At 60.2% G+C, this 4,062-nt stretch carries 5 protein-coding genes; 3 read left to right on the top strand and 2 right to left on the bottom strand.

The window, feature by feature from the left end:
• Positions 1-301 precede the first annotated feature (301 nt).
• Positions 302-1,114 (top strand): NYN domain-containing protein, encoded by an 813-nt coding sequence (locus tag HMPREF3098_RS02095; protein WP_083283949.1) that lies wholly within the window; start codon positions 302-304, stop codon positions 1,112-1,114.
• On the opposite strand, the gene HMPREF3098_RS02090 is transcribed toward HMPREF3098_RS02095, so the two are convergent.
• Together HMPREF3098_RS02090 and HMPREF3098_RS02080 are read right to left on the bottom strand one after the other, a co-directional pair.
• A complete protein-coding gene (locus tag HMPREF3098_RS02090; protein WP_141739639.1) occupies positions 1,111-1,356 on the bottom strand; it encodes a hypothetical protein in 246 nt (81 codons plus the stop codon). The genes HMPREF3098_RS02095 and HMPREF3098_RS02090 overlap by 4 nt on opposite strands.
• 229 nt (positions 1,357-1,585) lie before the next feature.
• Positions 1,586-2,644 (bottom strand): prephenate dehydrogenase, encoded by a 1,059-nt coding sequence (locus tag HMPREF3098_RS02080; protein WP_070433805.1) that lies wholly within the window; start codon positions 2,642-2,644, stop codon positions 1,586-1,588.
• A 47-nt stretch (positions 2,645-2,691) separates the two neighbouring features.
• Here HMPREF3098_RS02080 and HMPREF3098_RS02075 point away from each other — a divergent pair, with 47 nt between their 5' ends.
• Both HMPREF3098_RS02075 and HMPREF3098_RS02070 read left to right on the top strand, forming a co-directional pair.
• On the top strand, positions 2,692-3,189 hold the full coding sequence (locus HMPREF3098_RS02075) for a tRNA adenosine deaminase-associated protein (RefSeq protein ID WP_035116042.1): 498 nt from the start codon (positions 2,692-2,694) through the stop codon (positions 3,187-3,189).
• A gap of 35 nt (positions 3,190-3,224) precedes the next feature.
• Entirely contained in the window at positions 3,225-3,737 is a 513-nt protein-coding gene (locus tag HMPREF3098_RS02070; protein ID WP_256364841.1) for a nucleoside deaminase, read from the top strand.
• Positions 3,738-4,062: the final 325 nt, after the last annotated feature.

The following is a 4,062-nucleotide window of genomic DNA, read 5'->3' as shown; positions in this document are numbered from 1 at the left end:
GCACACCCGGATCAACGCACTCTAAATCGCGAAGAGCCCACAAATGTAACAAGTTCCAGGAAAAGTCGCTGATCAGCGCTAGCTGGTTCCTGTCTACCGTTCGCTCGCGATCTCCGTACAAGGGGTGAGGCCTTGGATCTCTCGAACTTAGTATTTAAACGGGAGCTAGACACGCCGAGCTGCAACTAGGGTTGCTAGGAGGGTAAGCAAGCGCTAGCCTAGTAAGCATCAGCTTCCGCCGTTGACCCTCCACCGATCAGGAGTGCGCCGATGACGGAAGCTTTTCGATTTTAGGACACTGATGAAGAATAAAAAGAGCCGTCCCGCGAAACGGCAGTCTAGCCAGTCGTCTGGCCGAAATACTCAACGCAGCCGGACGAACGCCGGGCGCCCAATCGTCACGGCGATCTTAGTCGATGGGGGTTTCTATCGACGCAAGGCACGCACACTGTTCGGAGACAAGGAGCCGGAAGATCGCGCGAACGAGCTGGTAGCCTATTGCAAACGCCATATCCGCGAATCCGAGGCTAGTCTGTATCGTATCTTCTATTACGACTGCTTGCCGTCGGAGAAGGTCATCTATCATCCCCTGCTGCAAAAGCAGATCAACCTAGGAAAATCAGACGAACACGCCTGGAATACTCGGTTCCTGAAGGAACTAGTGAAGCGGCGCAAGGTCGCGCTGAGACGGGGGGAAGAGCTCGAGACCCAGAGCGGCTACTTACTCAAAAGCGGACCGCTGAAGAAGCTGTGTCGCGGCGACCTGAGAGTCGAAGACCTTACGGACAAGGATTTCTTCCTGGACATCACCCAAAAAGGTGTGGACATGAGAATCGGCCTCGACATTGCGACCATGGCGGAGCACGGACATGTCAACCAGATAATCATGATCTCGGGGGACAGTGACTTTGTTCCTGCTGCAAAGCATGCCCGTCGAGCAGGTATCGATTTCATACTCGACCCGCTCTGGTCTCGCGTATCGGACAGCCTCAACGAACATGTTGACGGCGTCCGTGAATGTGTTAGCCGACCGCCGAACAATTCTTCTGATCCGCTGCACGAAGACTCCAGGGTCGGTAAGCCAACGCAGGAAGAAGTCGACGAAGAAATCTAGAAGCCGAAGATTCTCTCGGAACCGTTGGCCGGGTTGTAGTGGTTAGTTAGCGTCGACTCCAGCAGACTCCTCATGGTGAGATCTAGCAGGAGCAGTCCAGCCGCGAAAATGACCGCCTTCCGATCCTTGTCATCCGCCGTGAGTTTGCAGTCTCCCCGTGGAGAATGAGGCGACACAACTTGTGCGAAGCAGACGGTGACCTCCTTCGGGTGCAGGTGGAACACAGAAGGAACAAGTTCCATGAAGTCACTGATCAGAGCCGGTTAGTTTCTGACTACGGATCAGAAGGTTGGGGGTTCGAATCCCTCCGGGCGCACGAGATCTACCCCGGCCGGTTTTTACCGCCGGGGTTTTGCATGGTGAAGTCATGGGGAGATCAACCGGCGGGATAGCGCCCAGCTAGCGGCACCCCGGCCACAGCCCAGCTAGCGGCACCCCGGCCCAGAGCCCCAGCGCGCAGCACCGCGCGAGCTAGAAAATCCCGATCTGCGCACCCATCGATTCCGCCGATTCCAGCTGCGACACCCAGCCTGTGCCACCCGGTTGCACACGGATGATTGGCCGATTCGGGCCCTCTCCCTTTTTACGCCCCGCCCGCGCCTCGAATCGCCCACGGGCCGCGTGCCCGACTTCCGTCAGGTCCCGCATGTCCTCATCCGGGTTCGCCAGCTGCTCGCGCGCTTGCCGCAGCAGTTCCAGCGTCTCATCAATCGCAACCACCAAAGAAGAGCGATTGTTTTCACACATCGCCCGCACCAGCGCCGGCTCCGTGCCGGCCACACGGGTGCCATCTCTGAAACTCGACGCCGCCAAGGTCAGCGCCAGCGGACCCCCCTTGTCACCTGCGATCGCCAGCGCCTCCGCGAGTACATGAGGAAGGTGAGAAACGCGGGCCACCGCCCGGTCGTGCCGGCGCGCCAACGCGGGAACCACCGCCGCGCCTACGGCTTCAGCCATGGTGACTACGCGAGCCCACGTGTTCAGCCACAGCTCCTCGGCCTCATTAGCACCCTTACCCTTGCCATCCCCGGCGACCGCGTTGTCGTAGGTCACCACCCACACAGCGCCTTCGAATAGGTGGCTCATGGTGGCCGGCCACCCCGAGTTCGCGGTACCCGCCATGGGGTGCCCACCCACGAAGCGCGACGTTAAACCATGCTCTTCAACCAGGTCGTGCACCTCCTCCTTCACACTGGTGACGTCCGTAAACCCACAATGAGGGGCGTGGACCTTGATGGCGTCGAGTAAAGAAGAAAGAGCAAACATTGGCACGCCGAGAACCAGTAGAGCTCCGTCCTGTTCGGCGCGCTGTAACGTCGCGGTGAGGTCATTCGAGACATCAAAGCCATCGCGGCGGGCGCGGGTCACAGTTTTTTCAGAACGATTCCACCCGTAGCACGGCCATTCCAGGCGGCCGAGGTCGCGGAGCAGAGATCCACCGATCAGGCCTAACCCCAGCACGCAGACGGGGGTGCGTGGCTCAGCGGCAATGCTCGTGGGGTTCACGGGGTGGGATTCGGGGCTCTTAATGTCACTCACGCTCCCTATTTTCCCACAACACGACTAGCGTTGGGGACATGAGTGAGACAACCGAGCTGACCTTTGCCGCTGTCGCCGTTGCGGGCGAGGGTGGATGGCAAGTGCGGGAGCTGCCCGAAAAGGCCCTAGATAGCCTCCGCGATCTGGTCAAAGACCTGCGTGCCAACCGCGCTGAAGGCGCCCTGCTGGGATTCGTCTGCATGGATGACGACTGGTGCGCCGTCGTGCGGCCTGTCCCGGGTGGGGTGCGGTTGCTGATTTCGGATGCTACGGCGGCGCTGGATTACTACTTGGCGACGGACATTTTGGATGAGCTCGATGTGGATACTCCTACTGAGGATGAAGCCGAGAACTGCGATGAGCCATGGCCTGAGGGTGATTTTGATCTGCTGGAGGACCTGGGGGTGCCGGAGCAGTTGCTTAGCGTGATCTTTGATGACGAGGATCTTTATGCCTCCGAGCAGCTCATGCGGGTGGCCGAGGAGCTGGGTTGTGCCGAGGAGCTGGCGGACGCGATTGGTTTGGAACTGGAGTAGGCGGGCCGGGTTGGAATTGGAGTAGTTACACGGTGGTGAATGATCGCCATGCAGAAGCGGGGGCGTGGGTAGGCGGCGGGTTGCCTAGGCCACAGGTTGAGGTGCAGCACGAGGCTTGGATGCGTAGGGCTCTTTCAATTGCTTACTCGACGCCACGCGCTGACGTTCCCGTTGGAGCCGTGGTCTACGGGCCCGATGGGCGGGAGCTTGGCGTGGGGACCAACCGGCGTGAAGCTGACCGGGACCCTACGGGGCATGCGGAGATCGCGGCGCTGCGGGCGGCCGTGGACGCGCTAGGAGATTCGTGGCGTTTAGAGCGGTGCACGCTGGTCGTGACACTGGAACCGTGTGCGATGTGCGCGGGAGCGGCGCTGGGTGCACGTATCGGCAAGATTGTGTACGGTGCCAGCGAACCTAAAACTGGGGCTTGTGGAAGCGTATGGGATTTACCGCGGGAAACGCCATTACATAAGGCGGAAGTTTTCGGCGGGGTGCTCCGCGACGAATGCGAAGCGCTGGTGCGGGGGTTCTTCGAAAACCTTCGGTAGGGGTGTTCTTCATAGGATCTCAACTTTGCGGGGTGTGGTGGTTGGGGTCGCTGGCGAGCGTGCTGCGAGGTGGTGGGTACTACGACCCCCACGCCGTTCGGGAGGGGGTAGGGTGCTAGGCCGAGGTGTGGGACGGTGCTACGACCCCCACGCCGTTCGGGAGGGGGTAGGGTGCTAGGCCGAGATGTGAGGCGGCGCTGGGGGCTTTCTCGAACATACTGATGCCGAGAGCTTTCTCGGACGTTCTAGTGCCGGTATTCTCCCCGTTGAAGAAGGAATGTGCAGCAGAAGTCCAACAAAAACGCGTGGAAGGGTCAGGCGGTGA

The organism is Corynebacterium sp. HMSC28B08 (assembly GCF_001806865.1).
GTDB classification, from domain to species: domain Bacteria; phylum Actinomycetota; class Actinomycetes; order Mycobacteriales; family Mycobacteriaceae; genus Corynebacterium; species Corynebacterium auriscanis.
Note: the sequence above shows the minus strand (reverse complement) of the source record. Positions and strands in the feature narration are given on the sequence as shown.